Source organism: Bordetella tumbae (assembly GCF_054780995.1).
In genome coordinates this window covers 78,814-103,263 of record NZ_BAAGVG010000020.1, presented here as the reverse complement: position 1 = coordinate 103,263, position 24,450 = coordinate 78,814, and the positions used below count along the sequence as shown (strand labels likewise).

The window sequence follows — 24,450 nt, the reverse complement described above, 5'->3', positions numbered from 1 at the left end:
CGTTCTCTCGGTCTTATTGATAACCCGGCGCCAATGCGAACGTCCCGTTGCGCGCAGACTTGGCCTCGGACATGACCACTTCCTCGGTGGGATAACCGTTGTGAATCGTGGGCGAGTAGGTATAAGTCCCAAAATATCCGGGGTACGCTTTCAGACTATTCCAATACTCGATGATGTCTTTGGATTGCGACGAGCCGGTTGTCTGCACCGCCTTGGCCACGAGCTCAATCGCGTCGTAGCCGGCCGACACCCACCAGTACAGCGTGTCTTCCAGGCTGACCTTGCCTTTGACCATGTCGAGGAACTCCTGCGAATGCGCGGGCAGCTTGCCGCTGGCGTCATAACTGGCGCTCTTGTAGCCCACTGCATAGACCTTGTCCCAGTTCTCTGGCTTTTCGACCAGCGTGCGCAGCTCGCCCGACGCGAGCGAGGGATGGCCGACAAAAGCGACATCCCAGCCCATATGGGCTCGGGTATTGAACAAACGCGCCTCCATCCCGGTCGAGACACTCCAGATCACGATCACTTGCGCCCCGGCATCGCGCGCCCGCGTCATGTCAGGCGACATGTCGGCTTGTGTCGCGTCGATGTTCGCCGAGTACACCACTTCCGCGCCATCTTTCTTGAAATTGGCTACGCATGCCTTGGTCGCGCTCACGCCATAGCCCGTCGTGTCCCCGATGACGGCGATCTTGGAATATTTTTGCACCTTCAAGCAATAATTACGGCACGCATCATCCCATTGACTGTTCGACGGAGAGATACGAAACGCATTGGGATATTTATCCGTGTTCACCAAGCTATCTATGACGCAGGGATGAATATTCGGCATTTTGGCGCGAGCCATGATCGGCGTGACCGCCAAGGACTCGCCGGAGTTCGTCGGTCCCCAAATGGCATGCACTTTTTGCGAGTTGATCATCTCCTGCGCTGCATTCACTGCTTTGGTAGGATCACCCTGCGTATCGCGCGTCACGATCACGATCTTGCGGCCCTTCACGCCGCCTGCCGCGTTGATGGCTTGCGCAGCAAACTCGACACCTCGATTGAACCCCACGCCTGGGGCAGAGCTCGGCCCGGTCAATGCGGCCAGCCAACCTATCTTGATGTCTTCACTCGAGGCCAGCGCCAGCGCGGGCATGCCTAATGCCGACGCGCCTAATGCGCCAGCGGCGCCCAACACAAAGTCACGACGAGAAACTGTCATTTGTTGTCTCCTAAGGATTGTCATCGCTGGATGGCGCGGGGTTCCCCTGTCTGCCATCCCTCGTCATCGTCACAGCCGTGATTTAACGGCCGCGTTTTTCCAAATGCGCAATACGATCCAGATCAAACGTAAAACCCCAGCCTGGGCGCTGCGGAACGATTGCCATCCCGTCTTCGAACTCGAGGCGCTCCTGGTACAAATCGGAGAACCACGGCATGTACTCCAGGAATATCGCGCTGCTCAATGCGCCCAACACTTGAATACTCATTTCAGGAAACAGATGGCTCGACACGGGAATGTCATAAGCGGCAGCCATATGTCCCACTCGCATGAATTCCGAGACGCCACCTGCTCGCTGCAAATCCGGCATCAGCACATCAGCGCTGCGCAGCTCGATCATGCGGCGGAATCCATAACGCGCATACTCCGTTTCACCACTGGCGATAGGCGTATCCAGGGCGGCCGCCACTCGCGCCAGACCCTCCAGATCCCAGGCGGGCAACGGCTCTTCGAACCAGGCCAGTTTATATTCTTCCAGCATCCGCCCCAGCCGGATGGCTTGGGCCTCGTTCAACCCTTGATTGGCATCGGCCATCAATTTGATATGCGGGCCGATGGCCTCCCGTACCGCTCGCACTCGTTGCACATCGACGGCAGGATCGGGTGATCCCAGCCGCATCTTCACCGCCTGAAAACCTTGTTCCACCATCTGCTGTGCGTCGCGCGCAAGCTCGTCTACGCTGCGATGCAACCACAACCCGCCACTGTGGTAGACGGGCACACGATCCTGCGCGCCCCCGAGCATGCGATACAGCGGCAGGCCTGCCGATTTGGCAGCGGCATCCCATAACGCACCGTCAATGGCCGATATCCCCATGACCGGGATACCCTTCTGCCCGAAGAAATTGAGATCTTTCCAGGCACGCGACCAGAACCCCGCGATGTGGCCGGCGTCCTGCCCCACTACCAGGTCCGCCAACTCGTCGACCATGCGGTGCAACACCCCCGTACGCCGGTTATTCAAGGTGAACACCAAGTTCTCGCCCACCACCCCATCACTGGTATGCAGGCGGACCAGGACGACGCCACACGTCGAAATCGGCCCCAACGCGCTGATGATAGGTTCCTGCAATGCGATCTCTATCGGGCGAGTTTCCAGCTTGACGACTTTCATGCGAGGGCCTCTTCGGTAATACGATGCACGTCTCCGACGCGATATCGCGACATCACTTCTGAATCAGGATCGCAGCCCAAGCCAGGACCTTGGGGCACGTTCAACATTCCATCCACGGCATGCACATAGGGAGCAAAAGGATTTGCCTCCATATCCATCCACAGCACTTCGATCAAGGGCGGCTGGGGCAGTGCTGCGCCAATATGCAGTGTGGCGATAAAACCCGGCCCAAAATACGGTGAATGCGGCACGACACGCACGCCATTCGCAGCGCACAGCGCCGCCACCCTCATGGTGTCGCCGATCCCGCCGATCTTCGTCACGCTGGGCTGCGCGATATCAATGGCCCTGGCCTCCAGTAAAGTCCGAAATCCCTGCAGTCCAGCCACGTTCTCGCCGGCAGCGATCGGGATGCCACATGCACGCACGCGCGCCAGCCCCTGCGCATCTTCAGGTGGCCAGACGGGCTCCTCGAACCAGTACATTCCGTCGTCACGCATACTTTGCGCCATGCCCAGGGCATCAGGTACATCCCAGGCACAATTGACGTCCATCATGATCTGGACATCCCGGCCTTGGACCGCCTCTTGCGATCGCACCAAGGCATCCCGCGTCGTTTCATGCAGCTTGACGTAGCGGAACCCCCTATCGGCTGCTGCACGCGTGTTGCGAGCAGCGATGTCGGCATCGCCATACGCCAGCAAACTCGAATAGGCCTCGAGCTGCGTACGGCTGCCATTACCCAGCAATTGATGCACAGGCAGTCCTGCGCGTTTGCCCAGCAGATCCCATAGCGCGATTTCAATTCCGGACCAGGCGTAGACATAACTGCCATTACGGCCCAGCAAATGTGTGGAATGCAGCACACTGCGCGTCAGGGCCGAGATATCGCCTGCGTGTCTGCCTATCACCAGCGGCGCCACAATCGTATCCAGTGCGGCACGTGTAGCGGGGATCGCAGCATGGCCAAACGCCTCTCCCCACCCTACCAATCCATCCTCCGTCTCCACCCGGACCAGGAGTATCTCCAACCGGTCCCACAGCTTTCCTGCAAACCGGGCATAGGGGCCTCCCATGTCAAACGGCAGCGACACCACGGAAGACTCCACCGACACAATCCTCATGCGTTTGCTCCTCTTCTTATCGTGAGACAGATGGGGTACTGAGTTTTGCAGCGGCATCAACGTCAGTACCGATCAGATGCAATGACTGTAAAAGCCGTCCGAAGCAAAAACAATCGAAGTGGACTAATTCAAAGATAAGCTAGACTTATGTTCACCGTGCGCCGCGCTGATGTATAGCCGCAGCGTTCAGTCGCACGGAGGGCTCTGCAAACATGCAGCCCATATAAAAATTGGCCTTGCCGCCAAGGGGGACACGATGCATTTGACCGTACGCCAAATGGAGGTCATACGCGCCGTCAGTCGATACGGCAGCGTAGGCGAAGCCGCATCGGCACTGGGCATCTCTCAGCCTGCTGTCAGCTTGCTGCTGCGTGAGTGCGCCTTGCACGCAGGCTTTCCATTTTTTGTACGCAAGCGCGGCCGCTTACAGGCCACACGCGAAACGCTGGAAATCATGGGCGAGCTCAATCGCATCTTTGACAGCATCGCTCGCGTCAACCGGCTGGTGGACGACATGCGCGAGCTGACTGAAGGTTCGGTCCAGATATCCACGGTGCCCACGATCGCAGAGAACCTACTGGCTCCGACGAGCGTCCGGTTCCGCGAAGACTGGCCACAGATTCAAATATCGGTCATCGCGACCGACAACGTCAGCGTATCGGACAGCGTGTTCCAGGAACGCGTGGACTTCGGGATCGTGTTGTCGCCGCTCAGCCAGGACGGACGAATGATCGAAGGCCGTCTGACTGATTTGTGCGAGGCCGAACTGGTTTGTGTCGTGCCTGAAGATTGTCCGCTGGCCAAACTGCCTGTTGTCACCCCGCGGGATCTGGAGCCCTATCCGTTGATATCGTTTGATAAAAACCTGCCACTGGGTGCCCTGATCGAGGAAAGCTATCGCATCGCAGGCGTCAAACGAAAAATCGCGCTGTCAGTGACGTTGACCGCTGTCGCCTATTCGCTGGCGCGCTCCGGTGCAGGCGTGGCGATTATCGATCCCTTTTATTTGCTGACTGGCCGGAATCAGGGGGTTGCCACCATTCGGTTTCAGCCACGTATGCCCGTCAAGGCGCAATTACTGCTGCCCAATAACACACCGCTCTCCCGGCCCGCGCAGCTGTTTGTCGCGGCTTTGAAGAAAACCGCCGTCTCGCTCAATGACTCGCTGCCACGCGAAGCCAATCTCTAAAGTCTGGAACGTTCCCCCACCGTCAACCAGCTCGCCGCGCAAATGCGCCCGGCTCGAAATCATCTACCGCCACGACACGCCTGACAGCCTCTTCGGCGGCCTCGATCTGACGGGCCTGCTCGTCCGTGATCGCCCCACCGCGATGCGCCTCGCGCCAGTCTCGCACGCCCTCGCGTTTGAGCTTATCGTGCAGCGGCTGTACCGCGTTGACCAAGCCGAATGCACGCTCCAATTGCGCCAATACATCGTCGCCCTCACCGCGCTGCAAATTCGCAGTCAGCCTGTCACGCGTGGGCGATGGCGCCAACAATAAATCGGCACACTCTCGCGTCAGCGCATCACTGGGGCCGCGATTCAAACGTACAGGCAGCACTATCGCTCGCAACAGCCAAGCCAGCGGACGCTTTGGCAAATTCGCCAGCACCTGGTCAAAGCGGGTTTCCAAACGCGCGCAACCGTCCTCCATGCACCACTGCACCAACGGCAGATCCGCGTGGCAGCGTCCTTCGTCCTCCCAGCGTTTGAGCACAGCCGACAGCAAATACAGCTCCGCCAGGATATCCCCCAAGCGGGCCGACAGCATTTCACGGCGCTTCAGCGCGCCGCCCAAGGTGCCCATCGCGACATCCGCGACCAGGGCAAATGCCGAGGCATAGCGGCCCAGCCTGCGGTATTGCCGCGCAATCGGCCCGCTCGATGGCGCGCGTGCCAACACACCGCCCGTCCAGGCGCGTCCCCACGCACGCAAGCCGTTCTTGGCACTGTGCCCGAGATGACGCCAGAACACGTCATGAAAGATCTGCAGCCCACGCTCATCATCCTCATCCCCCAATGCCAGGACCTCCTGCATCAAGTAAGGATGTGCTCGAATCGCGCCTTGGCCGAAAATGATCAGGCAGCGCGTCAAGATATTGGCGCCTTCTACCGTAATAGCGATAGGCAATGCTCGATACAACGAGCCCAAGTAATTCGATGGTCCATCGATGACGGCCTTGCCGCCATGCACATCCATCGCATCGTTCACCGCCTCGCGCATACGTTCAGTGGCGTGGTACTTCATGATCGCCGATACCACCGCTGGCTTATGCCCTTGATTCAACGCCGCGCACGTCAAGCGGCGCGCCGCCTCGACCAGGTAGGCATTGCCCGCCAGACGGCCCAACTTTTCCTGCACGCCTTCAAAGCGGCCGACCGCAATACCGAACTGCTGACGCACACGTGCATACATACCCGTCACGTGCGCGCTGTACACCGCCGCTGCCGCCGACAGCGAAGGCAGCGAAATCCCGCGCCCTGCCGCCAACGCACTCATCAGCATCTGCCAGCCATGGCCAGCCTTTTCCGTTCCGCCGATCAACGCATCCAGCGGCACAAAAACATCCTCACCCTGATTCGGACCATTTTGAAATACCTGCATGGAAGGCAAATGGCGGCGTCCTATCGTGATCCCGGGCGTATTCGTCGGCACCAACGCCACCGAAATCCCCACATCCACAGCACCACCCAGCAAGCCATCCGGGTCCTGCAGCTTGAATGCCAGGCCCAGGACCGTCGCAATCGGTCCCAGCGTGATGTATCGCTTGTGCCAATTCAGACGAATCCCTAATACCTCTTGGCCGTCTACCATTTGACGGCACACAACACCGGTATCGACCATCGACGCAGCATCCGAGCCCGCCTCGGGACTCGTCAGGCCAAAGCACGGCACCTCGGTCCCGTCCGCCAGGCGCGGCAGCCAATAATCGCGTTGCTCGGGCGTACCGAACTGCAGCAACAGCTCTCCTGGCCCCAGCGAATTGGGCACCATCACCGTCACGCCCGCGGTAATGGAATACGCGGAAATACGCCGCACGACTTCCGAATGCGCATAGGGGGAGAACCCCAATCCTCCGTAGGAGGCCGGAATGATCATGCCAAAGAAACGCTGCTCGCGCATGAACTGCCAGACAGCCTCAGGCAGATCCCCCTGGTGCCAGGTGATATCCCACTCATCCAGCATCGCGCACAACTGGGCCACCGGGCCACCCAGAAACTGTTGTTCGGCAGCGGTCAAGGTTGCCTGCGGCACGGCGAGCAACTTGTTCCAGTCAGGATCCCCGGTAAACAGATCCGCGTCCCACCAGACATCTCCCGCCTCGATGGCCTCTCGCTCCGTGTCGGACAGGCCGGGCATGGCCTTGCGAGCCCAGCGGTAGGCAGGTTCAGAAATACGGCGACGGCGCCAGGCGTTGAAATCCATATGCAACCTTGTATAGAAGTGCGCGTACGTAACCAAGTTAACAGAATTGCCGGTCTGCGGCATCCCCGAGACCTGCCAAGTCTGCGACAATGAGCCTCGCCGCGAACGGCTTTTTCCACGCTGCTCTTGCCTTTTGTCATGCTCAATAAACTCTGGTTGGGATTCTTTCTTGCTGCTGCGGCGGCCGCCTCGTACCGTTGGCTGGTCATCGGCGACGCCGAGGTCTTCCGCCAGATCGTGGTCAGTCTGTTCGATATGGCGCGCGTCTCGGTCGAAGTCATGGTGCTGTTATTCGGCACCCTGACGCTATGGCTGGGCTTCCTGCGCATTGCCGAGTCCGCCGGTCTGGTCGAAAAGCTCGCGACGCTGCTCGGTCCGCTGTTTGCCCGCTTGATGCCCGAGGTCCCGCGCGGTCACCCTGCCATTGGCCTGATCACGCTGAACTTCGCCGCCAACGGCCTGGGCCTGGACAATGCCGCCACCCCGATCGGCCTGCGCGCGATGCGCGAGCTGCAAACACTGAATCCAAAACCAGACACCGCCACCAACGCGCAAATCCTGTTCCTGGTGCTCAATGCCTCATCATTGACGCTGCTGCCGGTCACGCTATTCATGTTCCGCGCTCAACAGGGTGCGGCGGACCCGACGCTGGTCTTCCTGCCGATCCTGCTGGCCACCAGCGCCTCGACCATCGCCGGCTTGCTTGCCGTCGCCCTGTGCCAACGGCTGAAGCTCTACGACCCCGTCTCCCTAGCCTGGTTAGGTGGCGCAGCGTTATTGCTGGGTGGCTTTATGGCGCTGCTGGCCAGCATGTCGGCCGCCGCCATTGCCAGCTTGTCCTCGTTATTGGGAAACCTGATGCTGTTCGGCGTATTGCTGGCGTTCCTCATCGTCGGTGCCTGCAAACGCGTCCCGGTATACGAAACCTTTATCGCCGGAGCCAAGGAAGGCTTTGACGTCGCTAAAAGCCTCCTGCCCTATCTGGTCGCAATGCTCTGCGCAGTCGGCGTATTACGTGCCTCGGGTGCTCTCGACATCGTCCTGGACGGTATCCGCTGGCTGGCACATGCGGCAGGCTGGGACACCCGGTTCGTCGATGCGCTGCCCACTGCACTGGTCAAGCCCTTCTCCGGCAGCGCCGCGCGCGCCATGATGCTGGAGACCATGACACACTTCGGGGTGGACAGTTTTCCTGCCCTGCTCGCTGCCGTCATGCAGGGCAGTACCGAGACTACCTTCTACGTCCTGGCCGTCTATTTCGGCTCCGTCGGCATCCTGCGTGCCCGGCATGCCGTCGGGTGCGCACTGATTGCCGATTTGGCGGGGGTGCTCGCCTCGATTGCGGTGTGTTATTGGTTCTTTGGTTGACTGGTTTGGAATCAAGCGTCATCGATAGGCGGATGTCATGGCTGTGAAAGCGTTCCTGCCGGGGGCCTGAAAGCCGCACCGGCCCTATCGCAACGGCTCGGCGCAAGACCAGGCGCCGAGGTCCCCTTCGGGGACTACCCGTCGCTCAACGGGCCGGTGCGGCTTTCAGGCCCCCGGCAGGAACTCACAGTCGTGACATGCATAGGATGCTGATTGCGATGACCAGAGATACCGCCGTCGTATCATCAACACACAACCACCGGTTCAACAAACGATGATGCCACCATCATCAACACACGACCGCCGGTCCAACAAACGATGATGCCGCCATCATCAACGCCCGACACCGCAGACACATCCGTAATGAGTCATTAACGCGAGCCGGCGTCCGCCGTGTAAAAGGGGCACCGGGCCGTTGAGCCGCGATTTAGCCCGCGCAGCGGGCCGAGGCCCCTGCTCATGGGCCGAGTCGCGGCGATAGGCCCGGTGCCCCTTTTACACGGCGGACGCCGGCGCCTAAAGAACCCAATACTACGCATGCAGTAAACACCCCTGCATGCAAAAACATGCGCACCAGAAAAACGTTACTCGACGACCAAAATCTTCATCCCATTCGTCCCCCCACTATCCCGATAGGAATCCCCCTTCGTCAGGATCACCCAATCCCCCACCTGCACACGCCCCCGCTTTTTCAGCTCACCAATCGCCGCATCACTCAACTCCGCCGGATCATAGGCTGAAGGATCAAACGGCACCGTATAAACCCCCCGGAACATCGCCGCACGATGCTGCGTCTGGCTATGCGGGCTATAGCAATAAATCGGCACCCCAGAGCGAATCCGCGACATGATCAACGGCGTATGCCCGCTTTCGGTCAACGCAATGATCGCCTTGACTCCGGGAAAATGATTCGCCGCATACATCGCCGCCAACGCGATCGTCTCATCGCAGCGCGTAAACGTCTCGCCCAGACGGTGATGCGAGTGCGTACTGGTAGGATGCTTCTCCGCACCTAAACACACGCGCGCCATCGCCTGCACCGCCTCGACCGGATACTGTCCCGACGCACTCTCGGCCGACAACATCACTGCATCCGTGTAATCCAGCACCGCATTCGCGACGTCGGAGACCTCTGCCCGCGTCGGCAATGGACTGGAGATCATCGACTCCATCATTTGCGTCGCAGTGATCACGACCTTGTTCAAGGTACGCGCATGTTGAATGATGCGTTTCTGAATGCCCACCAATTCAGCGTCACCCACCTCGACACCCAAATCACCGCGCGCGACCATGACACCATCGCTGGCGCGGATCAAGGCATCGAGCGCCTCGTCATCCACGACCGCCTCGGCGCGTTCGATTTTGGCGACGATCCAGGCGTCGCTGCCAGCTTCGCGCAACAGTTGCCGCGCCTCGTCGATATCGCTGCCATAACGCGGAAACGACACTGCAACGTATTCCAGTTCGAGCTCGGCTGCGACCAGGATGTCGGCGCGGTCTTTGTCGGTCAGGCTCGGCGCAGACAAGCCGCCGCCACGCCGATTGATGCCCTTGTTGTTTGACAACGGGCCACCGACCGTCACCGTCGTATGCACCGCGTCTTCAATGATGCGGTCAACCACCAACACCACGCGCCCATCATCGAGCAACAGTTCATCGCCCGCCTTGCAGTCCTGAACCAGCTCGGGGTAGTCAATGCCCACGATAGAGGCATCACCCGCGTCTTTGGGATGGCTGTTCGACAACACGAATTTGTCGCCGACATGCAGCACGATTTGCTTATCAGTGAATCGCGCAATGCGAATTTTGGGGCCCTGCAGATCGCCCATCAGAGCGACATAGCGGCCTTGTTTAGCGGCGACCTCTCGAACCAGACGCGCGCGTTCGCGATGATCGTCGGCAGTGCCGTGCGAGAAATTCAGACGAGCCACGTCAACACCCGCACGCACCAGGGCTTCCAGTTGCTCGGGCGTCGATGTAGCCGGCCCCAGCGTGGCGACAATTTTGGTGCGGCGCAATACGGACATGAATCACCTCTCTCGCAAAATGATGAGTGCATTATGGTACGACGCCGCTGTGAATTGCGGGTGGTACACGGATACAGCAGACTTCGGCGCCTGCACGAGTATTATTAACGTCTTTCGTTGCCAGCGCACCACCACGATCAACACTTATTTTGCCGACCTCGACTATCGTGAAAATCGTTATCGCTCCTGATTCGTTCAAAGAAAGTCTCTCCGCCCCCGACGCGGCTGCCGCCATCGCGCGTGGCATCAAACAAGCGTATCCTGATGCGCATACTGTCTGCGTGCCCATGGCCGATGGCGGTGAAGGTACTGTCGAGGCAGTCCTGGCAGCGACGGGTGGGCAGTGGCGCACGACCACAGTGACCGGCGCGCTGGGCGAATCGCTGGATGCGCCCTGGGGCTGGCTGGATGATGCAACGGCCGTGATCGAAATGGCTGCCGCAGCCGGGTTGGAGCAAACACCCGCCGCGCAACGCGATCCGCTGCGCGCAAGCAGCGGCGGCGTGGGCGAGATCATCCGCGCGGCATTGGATGCGGGCGCGCGGCGTATCATCCTCGGCCTGGGTGGGTCCTCGACCAACGACGGCGGGGCGGGCTTGCTGGCCGCATTGGGCGTGCGCTTTCTGGACAAGTCAGGCAAGGACCTGCCGCCGGGCGGCGCTGCGCTGGCCGAGCTGGATCGCATCGATATACAGGGACTGGACCCGCGCCTCGCGCAGATCCAACTCGACATCGCCTCTGACGTCGACAATCCGCTGTGCGGCCCGCACGGCGCTTCACACATCTTTGGCCCTCAAAAGGGCGCGACACCGGAGCAAGTGACCTTGCTGGATAACAGCCTGAGCCATTTTGCTGATATCTGCGCGCGCGACCTGGGACGCGATATGCGTGATGAGCCAGGATCGGGTGCGGCCGGCGGATTGGGCTTTGCCGCGCATGCGTTTCTCAATGCACGCTTTCGCCCGGGGGTAGAAGTCGTCGCAGAGCTAGGCAAGCTCGCGCAAGCCATGGAAGGCGCCACGCTGGCCTTTACCGGCGAGGGCCGGATGGATGCACAGACTTTACGCGGCAAGACGCCTGCTGGCGTCGCACGTATCGCGCAACACGCCGGCGTGCCCGTCGTCGCGCTGGCGGGCTCGCTGGGCGAAGGCTATGAAAAATTGCATGCAGGCGGCATTACGGCCGCATTCAGTCTGGCGCCAGGCCCCGTCACGCTGCAACAGGCTTGCGAAAACGCCGCGCAATACCTGTGCGACCGTGCGCGCGATGTCACTCAGCTGTGGGTAGCCGCCAGCAAACGCATGCTGTAGCCGCAGCGGCCAGCTCCGCCTTAGACAGCGACAGCCCCGGCCTCGACCAATGCGTCCGTCATCCGGATGAATTTTTCGACGGAGATTTCTTCCGCACGTGCGGTCGGGGCGATCTCGAGCGAATCCCACGGCACGAGGGCTGCCCAATCGCCCAGCGCGCGCCGCAGCATCTTGCGGCGTTGCGCAAAAGCGCGCGCCACGACTGTCTCCAACGCGGTCTCGCTGACGGGCCGCAAACGATTCGCAGGCAGGGGCACCATCCGCACCACAGCCGATACCACACGGGGCGGCGGATCAAAGGCCTCAGGTGGCACGTCGAAGAGCTTATCCATCCGATAGCGCGATTGCAGCATGACCGACAAACGTCCGTAATCCGCACTGCTCGGTGCCGCCACCATGCGGTCTATGACCTCACGCTGCAGCATGAAATGCTGGTCGCGCACGGTATCGGCTGCCGCCATCAGATGAAACAGCAAGGGGCTGGAAATGTTATAGGGCAGATTGCCCACCACTCGCAGCCCTGCCCCCAGGCTGGAAAAATCCACGGTCAAGGCATCTGCCTCGACCACGGTCAATCGCTCTGCAGAATGCTGATTGCGCAGACGGGCCGCCAGATCGCGATCGATCTCGACCACGGTCAGATGCTTCAGGCTGCGTAACAGGGGTTGCGTCAGCGCGGACAAGCCCGGCCCGATTTCTACGATGTGATCATCCGGTGCGGGCGCAATCGCCCGCACAATACCTTCGATCACACTATCGTCGGTCAGAAAGTGTTGTCCGAAACGCTTGCGCGCCTGGTGCTTACTCATGAATGCACTCGCTGCGCTTAACGATTGTTCTGGTCAATACTCAGCTGCTTTTCGAGGCGGTTGTCGATATATGCGCCATTGCGCAACTGCTCCACCCAGTCTTCGAACGCAGGCTCGGCACGGCGTTCGAACAGGATCTGGCGCGCTTGCATGCGCTGCAGCTCATCGCTGACGTCATGCTCGCGGCGTTCCTCGACCTGGATCAAATGCCAACCAAATGGCGACAGCACAGGCTCGCTGATGCCACCTACTGCCAGGGCATTCATCGCTTGTTCAAATGCAGGCACCATCTCGCCAGGATTCACCCAGCCCAGATCGCCGCCTTGCGGAGCATTGTTATCCTCGGAATACTGACGAGCCATATCGGCAAACGATGCACCGCCATTGATCACCCGCTGGCGAATCTGCTCCAGACGTTGGCGCGCCTGGTCGTCAGTCATCACCGCGGAGGTTTTGACCAGAATGTGGCGTGCATGCGTTTGCGTGACCTGTACCGGCCCTTGGTTCGCAGGCATCCCCTGTCCTGGGTGAGGCGCAACGGCCGGCGCGGGAGGCGCAGCAGGGCGCGCTGGTTGCGCAGGCGCCGCGGCAGAGGCGCCGCCCGCACGATCCAGGACCTTCAGGATGTGGAAACCATTACCGCTCTGAATCACACCGCTGACTTGACCGGGTTGCAGGGACGCAACCGCCTTCACGAACAGGTCTGGCCAGCCGTCGATGGGGCGAGCGCCCATCACGCCGCCCTGCAGTGCCTCGGGGCCATCAGACGACTCGGCAGCCAGGCTGGCAAAATCAGCGCCCTGTTTCAGGCGCGCCAGAATGCTTTGCGCCTTGTTGCGCAGGGCAGCCACCTGGTCCGAGCTCGATCCCTCGGGAACGCGCACGAGAATCTGGCCCAGCGCAATTTGCTCGGGACCGGACTGTACACGGGTTTGCGGTGCAGGTTGTCCCGCGCCAGGGGCAGCTGCCCCTGCACGCGCTGCGGGATTATTCTGCTGGTCCTTCAGAAAAGCGTCGACCTCGGCATCGCTGACGATGATCTGCGAGTCGACCGCGCGCTGACGCAGGCGGTTCATCCGCAGGTCTTGAGCCAGTGACTTGCGATACTGATCCCACTTGATGCCGGATTTTTCGACTTCCACGCGCATATTCGGGACCGATATGCGATTACGTTCGGCGATGCCGGCAATGGCTTGATCGATCTGCGCATCGTTGACGCGTATCCCCAGACGGTCAGCCTCTTGGGTTTGTATCCGTTCAACGATCAGGCTTTGCAGTACCTGACGGCGCAGAATGTCTTGAGGAGGCACCTGAATGCCGCGACGCGTCAGGTCGGCGGTTGCATTTTTTGCGGCACTATCGACCTCGCGCAGCGTGATCACGTCCTTGTTGACGATCGCCGCAATGCCATCGACTGTCTGATCAGCTTGCTTGGCCGGCTGTGCTGCCGCCGGACCGGGCTTGGCGGACTGTGGCTTGGGCTGTGCATGGGCCACCGGCACCGACGCGCAAGCCGTCAAGACCAACAAGTTACCGGAGAGCCGGCGCAAAGTGTGCAAGCTACGCATCATTCATACCTTTCAAATGTCGTGCCCTGAGGCGTCTGTGGCGTCACAGACTGGTACCCGGGGATACTCTTGTTCAACAGGCTCATGGGATCTGTACCCAAAGAACCCAGACCCGTCAGCTCCAACTGGAAGAACAGGGCCGTGTTTGTGTCGGCTGCCGACACCGCATAGCGCTGGAAGACCACGCGCCCTGTCCAGCAGCAATCGCCCTTGTATTCGAGACCGGCAATGGCCTGGGTCACACGGGGCCCGCCTTTGTTCGACGAATCGTTTGCGGACGAGTCAGAGTTCAGCGAATAATCAATCCGGCCTACACCATACCAGCGCTCGGTAAAGGGCCACTGAAACGCCAGGCTGATCTGGTTCTGCCCTTGCGGTTGATAGATCGAATTCACCGTGGGATCACGCTGATATCGATATGACAACGCCACAGATGTCAAACGCTGCGGCCGCCAGCGGGCACTGACCAGGCCGCGAGACCAGTTGCCCTCGTAGGGGTCGAACTGCGCAGCGACTTCGGTACTGAGCGTATCGGTCAACGCGGCACTCGCCGCCACCAGGAAATCGGAACGCACGTTGCGGTCTTCGCGGGGCGTTTCGAGCGGCAATGTAACGCGCTGGTCTTCGAAATACAGACGCTGCCCAGCCGACAACGATAGCCGCTCGAACCCCGTGTTCGCATCCAGCCAACGCGTCGTCAATGCGGCCGTCAACTGGTTGGCATTGGAGATACGATCCCAGCCACCGGTATAGATGTTTTCCGAGAACGCCTGTTCAAAGCTGAAATCCGCCAGCGTCGTGTCATACACAGGCAACTTGGATTGGTCGCGGTATGGCACGCGCAGGTAATACAACCGCGGCTCCAGCGTCTGCACGGACGCATTGCCAAACAGCGTCGTATCACGTTCAAACACCATGCCGGCATCAAGCGAAATGATCGGCAGGGTGCGCGACGCATTGCGCTGGTCACTACCCGTCCCATACGTTGTCCCGTACGATGCCGGGTCATACCAGTCAGTGTGGTACTGCGTATAGTGCAGACCGACCTTGGGAATAATGAACCAGCCGGGACGCTGAATCGGATATGACGCCGTCAAATAAGACTGCAGCCGATCACCGTCCGGTCCCTGACGTACCCCCCTCAACAGCGGACGCTGAAAACGCACGGCAGTCGAGGTCCACTCCAGGTCAACGCCCCCGAGATCGTAACGCGCACCCTTTAAATACAGTTCCGGCAGCTTGTTCAAGGGTGGCGACAGCAGGTCATCCTCATCCTGCAGCGTCTGGTATTTATAGACCTGCGCGTAGGCCTGCCAGTAGTTATTACCCCAGCCGACCTTGCCACGTTGCGGCAGGTACGTCGTCGATGCCTCGTTCAATCCCAGCGTCGAAAAGTCGCGGAAATAGTCGTCATCGGACGCCTTGGCGTAATCCCAATCGTAGTAGAACCCGCCACCGAGCAACTGCTGGTGCCGCGAGCGGAACATCCAGCGCCGCTCGCCGGTTTGATTGTCGCTAGACATGTACGTCCCGACCATATTGCCCGCATACGTGCTGCCCATGTAGCGGAATTCCCCACCCAATTGGGGACCACGCTTGCTCAGATAGCGCGGCTGCAGGGTCAGATCGTAGTTGGGCGCCAGGTTGAAGTAATACGGCACCGACAGATCCACGCCGCTATTACTGGTGATCCCATACGTCGGGATCAGAAAACCGGACTTGCGTTCTTTTTTGACCGGAAAGGTCAAATAGGGCGAAGCCAGCAAGGGCACGCCCTTGAAATACAGCACCCCATTGCGGGCAACGCCTTCGTTTTCATCGAAATCCAGATCGACGCCATCGGCCTCGATGTACCACGACGGATCGGCGCAAGGACAACCGCTGTACCGCACGGTCGTCAACCGCATCTGCGACCGGCTGAATATCTCGGCGTGCTCTGCCCGGGCGGCACCGCCATTTGCCCCGATCCAGAAATTCGGCGAATCGATTTCGCCGCTATCGGTATCCACGTTGAACTGCGCGGCCGGGCCTGTCACCAGCGTCCCATCGCGCATCATCCGCACATTGCCCTGCAGGTTCGTCTCGCCCGTAGCGTTGCGATAGTCGATCTGATCGCCTTTGACGACACCATCAATACGACGCACCTCGGAATGCCCGGTCAAGGTCACATTGCTATCCGCGTTGCCCTCGATCTGGTCGGCCTGCAAATACGAGGCCACATCGTCCTCGGGGACGCGATGAATACGCAGCCCTGGCGACGTGCGCAACTGAGGCGCTACCTGCAGCCTGGACGACGCCCCGGATTCCGTCTGGGTGGACGAAAGCGTGCCCTGGCTGCCCTGGGCATGGACGGCGCCCGCCAAGCTGACAGCAGAGAGGATCAACCACCTGACCATATGCACCGTGAACGTAAACCTTTTTGACAGAAAACACCCGCCCCGGTACAAACCGGCCCGTGGCGGTGATGACCCGACCACGCCAAGCATGAAGACATGCCTGTCAACGGGAACGACCCGGTATTATAGAGAAGCTGGGCGCAACATCCGTCACAGGAAGCGCCCGGTACGAAACCAAACCATACCGCATTACGAGACGGCCCTCTTGAGCACCGACCACGATTCCCGTTTGACCCAGGTCCAGACTTGGCTGAATACCCTGCCCGCTGACTTGGCCCTGGCTCCTGAAACCCTGCAACCGGCTTCCAGCGACGCCAGCTTCAGGCGCTATTTTCGCCTGAGTGCGAGCGAGCGTACGGTCATCGTCATGGACGCCCCGCCGCCGCACGAAGACGTCCGCCCCTTTCTGCATGTGGGCGACTTGCTGCGAAAAACCGGACTGAATGTGCCTCAGATCCTGGCTCAAGACCCCGGCCAGGGTCTGCTGCTGCTGTCCGACCTGGGGCGCGACACGTACTACCAACGGATCCAGGCCGGTCTCAGCGACGATCAATTGCAGTCGCTCTACCGCGATGCCCTGGCTGCGCTCGTGCGCATGCAGCAGGCTGGCGTCGACGGCTTGCCCACCTACGACCGCCCCCGCCTGGCGGCTGAGCTCGAGCTTTTCCCGGAATGGTATGTCGGGCGGCATCATGGCGTACAGCTGGACGACAAAACTGCGGCGGCGCTCCAGCATATTTTCGGGTTGCTGTCAGACGCGAACGCTGCCCAGCGCCCCGTTTTGGTGCATCGCGACTTCCATTCCCCTAATCTGATGGTGTGCGACGACCCCGTCTACGGGCCCAACCCCGGGATTCTGGACTTCCAGGACGCCTTGGCGGGCCCCATCACCTACGACCTGGCCTCTCTGGTGACTGACGCCCGCACCACCTGGGAAGAACCCCAGCAGCTGGATTGGGCCGTGCGTTACTGGGAAATGGCGCGCGCTGCGGGACTGCCCGTCGACAGCGACTTTGCGGCTTTCCATCAGGCGTACGAATGGATGAGCCTGCAACGCAACCTGCGCATTCTAGGTGTGTTTGCCCGCCTGAATCATCGCGACGGCAAACCGTCCTATCTGGCGCACATGCCCCGCGTGAACGCCTATGTCCGCCAGGTCGCGCAGCGCTATGGGGTATTCACGCCCCTGCTGCGCCTGCTGGACCGGCTCGATAATCGTGAAGCCCAAGTCGGGTATACCTTCTGATGCGCGCCATGATCCTGGCGGCCGGGCGTGGCGAACGCATGCGGCCGCTGACCGACCACACGCCCAAACCCCTGCTGCCCGCCGGGGGCAAACCGCTCATCGTCTGGCATCTGGAACGCCTCGCCGCTGTGGGGATTCGCGAGATCGTCATCAACCACGCCTGGCTGGGTGAGCAGTTGCCTGCACAGCTCGGCGACGGCAGCCGTTTCGGGGTGCAGATCGCTTATTCCCCCGAATCCCCTGCCGCCCTGGAGACGGCTGGCGGCATCGCCCAGGCGTTACCGCTCTTGGGCTCCGATCCGTTTCTGGTGGTCAATGGGGATATCTGGTGCGACTGGAATCCCGCTGAGGCAGAGGCGCGGCTGCGTGACATGCATCGTGCCGGCGCCGACGCCTGGCTATTGCTGGTAGATAATCCCGAGCACCATCCCCAGGGCGATTTCATCTTGTCCGCACAAGGCATAGTCCTCTCGGACCGCCCGCAGGCGACGAACAGCTCAGACGGTGACGCCAACACTTCTACCCTGCCGAAACTGACGTTCGCAGGCATCGGCCTCTACCGCCCAGCGCTATTCGCCGACCTGCCACCCGCGATGCCAGCGCCTCTGGGCCCTCTGTTGCGGGCCGCCATGGCGCGTGATGCCGTACTGGGCACTCATCATCGCGGCGCATGGACCGACGTCGGAACGCCTCAGCGGCTCGAGACGCTCGATGCGCTGCTCAAGAGTAGGCAGAGGCAATAAAGCAAAATATTTCCAAGCGGTGCATAGGCAACTGGATTTGTCTGACGTAACCTAAGCGCCGATACAAACGTTATTCTTTACGGTTTTTGGCCGGTGTGAACCGGTAACACACGCACACAAGGTTTTAAGTATGGGGATGTTCGGACGCTCGCAACGAGCTGCTTTCAAACCGTCGGTTTATCAGCCCAGCAAGCGGGCCCGCCGCATGCCGCGCTGGCTCGGCGTGCTATTGGTCGGGGTCGGTTTGGGCGCGGGCGGCTTATTGTTTTTGCAGGCCAATTATGGGCCGCCACGCCTGACAGCCGAGGAATCCGAGCAACTGCAGTCCGAACTGAATACGGCCAACGCCGACCGGCAACGCTTGCGGGCTCAACTGAATGAGACCACCAACCAGCGTGACGCCAGCCAATCGACCGAGGCACAAGCCACCGCGGCCTTGGCAGAGGCCCGCACCCGGATGCAAAAGGCCGAACAAGATCTTTTGATTTTCCAGAATATCGTGCCCCCCGATCCCCGCGGCACAGACATCGGTGTGCGTGCGGGCTCCTTCAGCCGTGCTCCCGGCAAACTCAGCTACCAGGTCCTGCTGATGAAGGACAGCAAAGACGCTGAGTTCAAAGGCATATTGCGACTGACGGTACAGGGCGTCTATCGCAACGGACGCGCGGGTGCCATCGAGCTGGACCCCATCGATGTCACATTGGGACGCTATCAAGTTGCCCAGGGCACTGCAGCGCTGCCCGAAGGCTTTACGCCGAACGCCGTACGCATTCAAGTGCTCGATCCTTCCGAGCGCCAACAGGCGATGCGCTTGTATTACGTGCGCGGCTGAGGCCCTCCGCCTTACGCGACAATGGCGGGCCCACAGGGCCCGCCATTGATTGATACCCGTACTGCCTGCGGCGGAACTCACCGCCGGCAATGACAGGCTTACTGCTTCAGCGCATACAAATAAATTTCTACGCGGCGGTTTGCAGCACGGCCTTCGGCAGTGCCGTTATCAGCAATCGGATCGCGGGCCGCACGCCCTTCGATACTCATGCGATCTTGTGCCACACCCTTGCTGGCCAGATAAGACGTCACACTGCGCGCACGGTTATCCGACAGCGTCTGATTGTGGGCCGCCGACCCTGTGCTGTCGGTATGCCCCACCACCTTCGTACGCAACTCAGGATGCTGAGTCAATGCACGCGCCACGCTATCGAGCACCGGCAGCAAAGCCGGTTTCAACGCCGTCTTGTCAGTATCGAACGAGACATTGCTGGGGATATTGACCTTGAGGCTGCCATCGGGCATCTCCACCACATCGATACCGAGCGACGATGCTCCAGATTGCTGCACATCTTTCTTCACGCCAGACCAGTTGTATCCGATCAGCCCCCCTGCCACCGCACCAATACCCGCACCGATGGCCGCTCCCTTACCGTGGCCGATCAACGCCCCGATACCCGCCCCAGCAGCAGCGCCGGCACCCGTGCCGATCGCTGTATTGGTTTGCTGTTGAGTCGCGCAGCCCGCCACCAGCAACGTGGCGGCGGCTAATGCCGCGATACGAGGAAATGTTCTTTTTGCTTGCATGACAGCCTCCAATAGCGCAACGATGGCGCAGATAGACATTGCCGGGCAACCGGCCAGATGATGCTAACAAGGCGCCTTCTGCCGACTGCAACTTTTTGTACCAGATGCGGCGCCAATTGCAAAGCATGTCGCATAAAGTTTGCCAAACCGTTTCAGCTGCCTTGCAACGAATCGCCACGATTGCAACCGAGAGCAGGCGTTTACACCCGATCAATAACGGGGAGTACAACCATTGGGGCTAACACCGATATCAACGGTTGCGCCTTTTAATTAGCATGGGTTGTATCTTTATGGGTTTGGTGCAACCAGGTTTTTCCAACGGGTTTGCAGTAGGCCACTTAAAACAGGTAAGTGAATTGCAAACCACCGCTCGCGCCGACGTGCGCATTGCCTCTCCTGCGGCTCCCGGCCGCAAATCACGAGCACCGTGGGCAACCTGGCTCCATCGCATTTTCGTGGTCTTGATGTACCTTTTCATGCTCAGCCCCCTGATTTTTGTAGTGTGGCTCAGCTTCTTCAAAGACGCCATTCTGTATTTCCCGCCATCGGGTTATACCTTGTCCTGGTACCACAAGGCCGTCACGGACTCTGCCTTCGTCAATGGCTTCATCACCAGTCTGCAAGTCGCGATCATTGCCTCGCTCTGCGGTGTGACACTGGGTGTGGCCGCATCGCTGGGCATCATCCGGTATGCATTCAAGGGCAGTAATGCGATCAATACACTGCTGCTGTCGCCATTGCTGGTTCCCGGCATCGTCGCTGGCGTAGCCATCTATCTCGCGTACTTACAGGTCGAGAACATTCTGGACATGGATGTGGTGGGCACCTATGGCGGGCTGGTGCTCGCGCACATTTGCCTGACCATCCCGTGGACGGTGCGCCTGGTCTCGGCCAGCATGCATGGCCTGGATCCGTCCATCGTCGAGGCCGCGCGCAACCTGGGCGCCAGCCCGCGAACCGCGTTCTGGCGCGTCACGCTGCCCATGCTGCGTCCTGCCATCGTCGCCGCGTCGCTCTTCAGTTTTGTCGTCTCGTTCGAAAACCTCGAACTCTCGCTTTCGTTGGTAGGCCCCGGTCGCACCACGCTTCCCATTGCGATCATGCAGTATCTGGAATTCAACCTTGACCCGACCATTGCGGCGGTGTCCGCGATCCAGATTCTGCTGTTGGGCATCGTCATGCTGGTGACCGATCGCTTCGTCAAACTCAGTCAGGTGGTTTAGAAATAATGGCAAAGGTCTCTATTGAGCGGCTTAAAAAGACGTTCGGTTCTGCCGTCGCAGTCTCGGATTTTTCCCTCGACATCGCTGATGGTGAACTGGTTGCCTTTCTGGGCCCCAGCGGCTGCGGCAAGACCACCACGCTACGCATGATCGCAGGTTTTATCGAGCCTACCGCGGGCACCATCCGCATCGGCGACGATGATGTCACACATATGCCGGTGCACAAACGCAATACCGGCATGGTGTTCCAGCGCTACGCGCTGTTCCCGCACATGACCGTCAGCCAGAACGTCATGTTCGGTCTCGAAATGCATAAGGTCGAAGCCGCCGAGCGCGACAAGCGCATGCGCGCCGCGCTGGACATGGTGCGCATGTCCCAGTTCCACGACCGCTATCCGCGCCAACTGTCCGGCGGACAACAACAGCGTGTGGCCATCGCCCGCGCCCTGGCCATACAGCCGCGCGTATTTCTGCTCGATGAGCCGCTCTCCAATCTCGATGCCAAACTGCGTCTCGAAGTGCGCGAAGAAATCCGCGAACTGCAACGCAATCTGGGTCTCACCACGATATTCGTCACGCACGACCAAGAAGAAGCCCTGGCCATCGCCGACCGCATGGCCATCATGTACGACGGCAAAGTGCAGCAAATCGGGGCGCCCGAGGCGCTATACGAACGTCCGGCCAATCTGTTCGTGGCCGACTTCCTCGGCAAGATGAACTTCTTCGAGGGCGCGATCACCGAGGCCGGCAAATTCCGGACCACCAGTCAACGCGAGATCGCTATCATCGGCGCGGATCGCGGCATCAAGAAAGTCGGCGTGCGCCCCGAACGCGTCACCCTATCGGCCGAACCCCAAGGGCCCAACGCCCTCGCCGGTGTTATTGATACCGCCATCTATCTGGGCTCCATCATCGACGTCCGTCTACGCCTGGACTCGGGAGAATCTGTCAGCGCACAAATCTCCAACCGAGGCGGCGAGCATATTCAGCACCTGTCCGAGGGTGCACGCATGCATGCGTGCTTTGACCCGGCAGATTGCGTGCTGTTCAGCGAATAAGGCGGCACGACGACATGGATTCTGCTGAAAAAAGTGCTCGCCAAGGCCGGCGCATGGGCGCCAGCCTGGCGTTTCCCGCATCGATCATGGTATTGATCGTGATGCTGGTGCCTATCCTCATGCTGTTTCGCTACAGCTTCAATCATTTCGACAACGGGATGATGGTCGAAGGCTTCACGCTGGACAGTTACCTGAAATTCTTTGGTGACCCGTACTACCGGGATGTCTTTCTGAACACGGTCTATGTCGCAGCCGTGTGTACGATCTTGTCATTGATCCTGGGCTTTCCGGTCGCATACTTTCTGGCCAAATCGCAAAGCCGCTACAAAAGCCTGTTCATCATCCTGCTGGTCTTTCCCCTGATGGTCGGCAACGTCGTGCGCGCTGCGGGTTGGATGATCATCTTGGGCAATGCGGGTTTCGTGAACTATTTTCTGCAATTATTCGGGTTCACAGACCAGCCGGTGCAAATGATGTACACGCCCTTTGCCGTCATTGTCGGCACAACAGGCGTGGTGCTGCCGTATTTCATTTTGACCTTGCAAAGCGTGCTCGAAGGCATCGATTTTTCAGTCGAAGAGGCGGCCCAAAGCCTCGGCGCCAATTTCTTCGTGAGCTTTTATCGCATCGTGCTGCCCATTGCCGCCCCGGGCGTCGCCGCTGGGACCGTGCTGGTTTTCATCCTGTGCATGAATGCCTACGCCACCCCCGTATTGTTGGGTGGTACGGGCATCACCATGATGGCCCCTGCGCTATACGACCAGATCACCAAGGCCGCAAACTGGCCATTCGGCGCCTCGCTGGCTCTGGTATTGGTCGTCGCAACGCTGGCCATGGCCACGCTTTCCAATTGGTTTATCCATCGCCGCTACGTCAAGACGATGGTGTCCTGATCATCCTCTTTGCCGAATTCTAGGAGTACCCCGATGTCTGCAGTGCTATTCAAGAACGGGAATTTGCTGGACCCCACGCAACCCGAACTACAAGAAGGCTATGACGTGCTCGTCGAAGACGGGTTGATCAAGGAAGTCTCCGACAAGCCTATCAGCGCTGCGTCTGCCCGCGTCATCGACGCCACTGGCAAGACCGTCATGCCCGGCCTGATCGATCTGCATGGCCACGTCATGGCCACGCAGCTCAACCTCAGCAGCCAGGGCGCGTTGCCCGACGCATTGGTGATGATGCGAGCCGTGCCCATCATGGCCGCCATGCTGCGCCGCGGTTTCACCACATTGCGCGATGCAGGTGGCGCAGGCTGGGGACTGAAATGCGCCGTCGAGGAAAACACCATCGTCGGCCCTCGCCTGTTCATTTCCGGCCGTGCGCTGAGCCAGACTGGCGGCCATGGCGATCCGCGTCAGCGCTCGGATCATTTGCGTCCCATGAGCTATTGCGGCTGTTGCTTCCGTGCCGGTGATATCGGCCGCGTCGTCGATGGCGTCGACAATCTGCGCCGCGCCGTACGCGAAGAATTCCAGATGGGCGCCGACCAGATCAAGATCATGGCGTCAGGTGGCGTGGCATCCCCCACCGACCCCATCGCCGCCTATGGCTATTCCGAAGAAGAAATCGCCGCGATCGTCGCCGAGGCCCGTGGCCGCCAGACCTATGTCATGGCGCATTCGTACACCGCCGAGGCTATCGAGCGCGCGGTGCGCAACGGCGTACGCACCATCGAGCACGGCAACCTGATCGACGAACCCGTAGCCAAATTGATGGCCGAAAAAGGCGCCTATGTGGTGCCCACCCTGGTCACCTACGAAGCGCTCGCCAACGAAGGCGCCTCATACGGCTTGCCTGCCGACAGCGTCGCCAAGATCGCGACGGTGCGCACCGCGGGCCTCGCTTCGCTCGAGCTATATAAACGCGCCGGCGTCAAAATGGGCTTTGGTTCGGACCTGCTCGGCCCATCACAACGCCTGCAAAGCGACGAGTTCCGCATACGCGCCGAGGTCCTGCCGAACTTCGACGTCCTGCAAAGCGCCACGCTGATCGGCGCCGAAATTCTGAACATGCAAGGCAAACTCGGCCAGCTCATCCCCGGCGCCATTGCCGACGTGCTGGTAGTCGATGGCAACCCCTACAAAGACATCAACTGCCTGCTCGGTCAAGGCGACCACATCCCGCTGGTCATGAAAGCCGGCCAGATCTATCACGACGAGCTCGCCGCCTGAACCCGATCAAAGGAATC

Annotated in this window: 19 protein-coding genes; 10 read left to right on the top strand and 9 right to left on the bottom strand. The window is 60.2% G+C overall.

What is annotated here, in order from left to right; all coding sequences use genetic code 11:
- Positions 1–13: 13 nt before the first annotated feature.
- From ACYVI2_RS21050 to ACYVI2_RS21040, 3 genes are all read right to left on the bottom strand, one after another.
- Positions 14–1,207 (bottom strand): ABC transporter substrate-binding protein, encoded by a 1,194-nt coding sequence (locus tag ACYVI2_RS21050; protein WP_415820144.1) that lies wholly within the window; start codon positions 1,205–1,207, stop codon positions 14–16.
- Between the two features lie 82 nt (positions 1,208–1,289).
- Positions 1,290–2,381: a mandelate racemase/muconate lactonizing enzyme family protein gene (locus tag ACYVI2_RS21045; protein WP_415820145.1), complete on the bottom strand. Its 1,092-nt coding sequence runs from the start codon at positions 2,379–2,381 to the stop codon at positions 1,290–1,292.
- Positions 2,378–3,505, bottom strand: a complete 1,128-nt coding sequence (locus ACYVI2_RS21040; protein ID WP_415820146.1) for a mandelate racemase/muconate lactonizing enzyme family protein — start codon at positions 3,503–3,505, stop codon at positions 2,378–2,380. Before ACYVI2_RS21040 ends, ACYVI2_RS21045 begins: the two co-directional genes overlap by 4 nt.
- A gap of 256 nt (positions 3,506–3,761) precedes the next feature.
- Here ACYVI2_RS21040 and ACYVI2_RS21035 point away from each other — a divergent pair, with 256 nt between their 5' ends.
- The gene (locus tag ACYVI2_RS21035) at positions 3,762–4,694 is read left to right on the top strand and encodes a LysR substrate-binding domain-containing protein (protein ID WP_415820147.1); all 933 of its coding nucleotides are present in this window, start codon (positions 3,762–3,764) and stop codon (positions 4,692–4,694) included.
- A gap of 22 nt (positions 4,695–4,716) precedes the next feature.
- Here ACYVI2_RS21035 and ACYVI2_RS21030 read toward each other — a convergent pair whose 3' ends face one another.
- Positions 4,717–6,933 (bottom strand): acyl-CoA dehydrogenase, encoded by a 2,217-nt coding sequence (locus ACYVI2_RS21030; RefSeq protein ID WP_415820148.1) that lies wholly within the window; start codon positions 6,931–6,933, stop codon positions 4,717–4,719.
- A gap of 138 nt (positions 6,934–7,071) precedes the next feature.
- Between ACYVI2_RS21030 and ACYVI2_RS21025 the strand changes: the two genes are divergently transcribed.
- Positions 7,072–8,301 carry a nucleoside recognition domain-containing protein gene (locus tag ACYVI2_RS21025; protein ID WP_415820149.1) on the top strand — a complete coding sequence of 410 codons (1,230 nt, stop codon included), beginning with the start codon at positions 7,072–7,074 and terminating at the stop codon, positions 8,299–8,301.
- Between the two features lie 584 nt (positions 8,302–8,885).
- Here the strand turns inward: ACYVI2_RS21025 and pyk are convergent.
- Positions 8,886–10,328: a pyruvate kinase gene (gene pyk / locus ACYVI2_RS21020; RefSeq protein WP_415820395.1), complete on the bottom strand. Its 1,443-nt coding sequence runs from the start codon at positions 10,326–10,328 to the stop codon at positions 8,886–8,888.
- 167 nt (positions 10,329–10,495) lie between these two features.
- On the opposite strand from pyk, the gene ACYVI2_RS21015 reads away from it, so the two are divergent.
- Entirely contained in the window at positions 10,496–11,638 is a 1,143-nt protein-coding gene (locus tag ACYVI2_RS21015) for a glycerate kinase (RefSeq protein WP_415820396.1), read from the top strand.
- A 20-nt stretch (positions 11,639–11,658) separates the two neighbouring features.
- Here the strand turns inward: ACYVI2_RS21015 and rsmA are convergent, their stop codons facing one another.
- The 3 genes from rsmA to ACYVI2_RS21000 are packed head-to-tail and all read right to left on the bottom strand — an operon-like array spanning position 11,659 to position 16,417.
- Positions 11,659–12,447 carry a 16S rRNA (adenine(1518)-N(6)/adenine(1519)-N(6))-dimethyltransferase RsmA gene (gene rsmA / locus ACYVI2_RS21010; protein ID WP_415820397.1) on the bottom strand — a complete coding sequence of 263 codons (789 nt, stop codon included), beginning with the start codon at positions 12,445–12,447 and terminating at the stop codon, positions 11,659–11,661.
- Between the two features lie 17 nt (positions 12,448–12,464).
- Positions 12,465–14,018, bottom strand: coding sequence for a peptidylprolyl isomerase (locus ACYVI2_RS21005; RefSeq protein WP_415820398.1), 1,554 nt, complete (start codon positions 14,016–14,018; stop codon positions 12,465–12,467).
- Complete coding sequence (locus ACYVI2_RS21000) at positions 14,015–16,417, bottom strand: LPS-assembly protein LptD (RefSeq protein ID WP_415820399.1); 2,403 nt, start codon at positions 16,415–16,417, stop codon at positions 14,015–14,017. The genes ACYVI2_RS21005 and ACYVI2_RS21000 overlap by 4 nt, the downstream gene beginning before the upstream one ends.
- A 199-nt stretch (positions 16,418–16,616) precedes the next feature.
- Between ACYVI2_RS21000 and ACYVI2_RS20995 the strand changes: the two genes are divergently transcribed.
- The 3 genes from ACYVI2_RS20995 (at position 16,617) to ACYVI2_RS20985 (ending at position 19,232) form a co-directional block, all read left to right on the top strand.
- Positions 16,617–17,657: an aminoglycoside phosphotransferase family protein gene (locus ACYVI2_RS20995; protein WP_415820400.1), complete on the top strand. Its 1,041-nt coding sequence runs from the start codon at positions 16,617–16,619 to the stop codon at positions 17,655–17,657.
- The gene (gene murU / locus ACYVI2_RS20990; RefSeq protein ID WP_415820401.1) at positions 17,657–18,400 is read left to right on the top strand and encodes an N-acetylmuramate alpha-1-phosphate uridylyltransferase MurU; all 744 of its coding nucleotides are present in this window, start codon (positions 17,657–17,659) and stop codon (positions 18,398–18,400) included. Before ACYVI2_RS20995 ends, murU begins: the two co-directional genes overlap by 1 nt.
- Before the next feature lie 136 nt (positions 18,401–18,536).
- A complete protein-coding gene (locus tag ACYVI2_RS20985) occupies positions 18,537–19,232 on the top strand; it encodes a DUF6776 family protein (RefSeq protein ID WP_415820473.1) in 696 nt (231 codons plus the stop codon).
- Between the two features lie 98 nt (positions 19,233–19,330).
- Here ACYVI2_RS20985 and ACYVI2_RS20980 read toward each other — a convergent pair whose 3' ends face one another.
- Positions 19,331–19,978: an OmpA family protein gene (locus ACYVI2_RS20980; RefSeq protein WP_415820402.1), complete on the bottom strand. Its 648-nt coding sequence runs from the start codon at positions 19,976–19,978 to the stop codon at positions 19,331–19,333.
- Between the two features lie 464 nt (positions 19,979–20,442).
- Here ACYVI2_RS20980 and ACYVI2_RS20975 point away from each other — a divergent pair, with 464 nt between their 5' ends.
- Genes ACYVI2_RS20975 through ACYVI2_RS20960 form a run of 4 tightly spaced genes read left to right on the top strand, consistent with a single transcriptional unit; the run spans position 20,443 to position 24,433 of the window.
- The gene (locus ACYVI2_RS20975) at positions 20,443–21,201 is read left to right on the top strand and encodes an ABC transporter permease (protein WP_415820474.1); all 759 of its coding nucleotides are present in this window, start codon (positions 20,443–20,445) and stop codon (positions 21,199–21,201) included.
- Positions 21,202–21,206: 5 nt separating this feature from the next.
- Complete coding sequence (locus ACYVI2_RS20970) at positions 21,207–22,259, top strand: ABC transporter ATP-binding protein (protein WP_415820403.1); 1,053 nt, start codon at positions 21,207–21,209, stop codon at positions 22,257–22,259.
- 14 nt (positions 22,260–22,273) lie between these two features.
- Positions 22,274–23,152 carry an ABC transporter permease gene (locus tag ACYVI2_RS20965; RefSeq protein WP_415820404.1) on the top strand — a complete coding sequence of 293 codons (879 nt, stop codon included), beginning with the start codon at positions 22,274–22,276 and terminating at the stop codon, positions 23,150–23,152.
- A gap of 33 nt (positions 23,153–23,185) precedes the next feature.
- Complete coding sequence (locus tag ACYVI2_RS20960; protein WP_415820405.1) at positions 23,186–24,433, top strand: metal-dependent hydrolase family protein; 1,248 nt, start codon at positions 23,186–23,188, stop codon at positions 24,431–24,433.
- The last annotated feature ends 17 nt before the right edge of the window (positions 24,434–24,450 follow it).